Here is a 574-nt window from a genome sequence, read left to right on the forward strand (position 1 = left end):
GACTGGAACCAGCTCCCGGCGGACCACATACATCCCGGCACTTTCATACAAACCCCGCGCCCGAAGGTTGTCTTCCCGCACCTTCAAATCCACAAAACCTTCGCGGCGCTGCGCAAACACCTTGAAAGCATGGAGCAGCAGCGCACGGCCAAGTCCGAGGCCTCGAGCACGCGGGTGCACCACCAAGTCCTTGATGTAGGCACTGGTCCAGCACTGGGCGACGCCGACGATGCCTTCGGCATCCAGAGCGATGAAGCACAGGGTAGGATCGTATTCAGGATCGGTTTCGAAACGCTGTTGCCAGACTTCCAGCGCCGGCACGCGACCGCCGCCTTCCCGATAACCCAGTTCCATCAAGTGATGAACGGCTTCGGCGAGTTCGGGACGGTACTCGGTCAACTCAATGTCGTTTGGCCAAGTGAAAGGCGGCACACCCTCGGCGAGGTTGCGCCGCATCAGAAAACAAAAGTCCTCGGCCACACTCAGTGACCTTGTTCGGCGACGACCCTGGCCGCCTCGATCAGGCACTTGGTCAGTTCTGGCGAGGAGAACTTGGTCAGCACCCCGTTGGCCC

The 574-nt window shown here is 60.5% G+C and carries 1 protein-coding gene; it reads right to left on the minus strand.

What is annotated here, in order from left to right; genetic code table 11:
• The coding region (locus tag AC1DLB_RS31665; protein ID WP_018930149.1) for a GNAT family N-acetyltransferase at positions 1 to 456 on the minus strand (456 nt) is incomplete at its 3' end.
• Positions 457 to 574 lie beyond the last annotated feature (118 nt).

This window comes from Pseudomonas sp. 05N434, assembly GCF_056396965.1.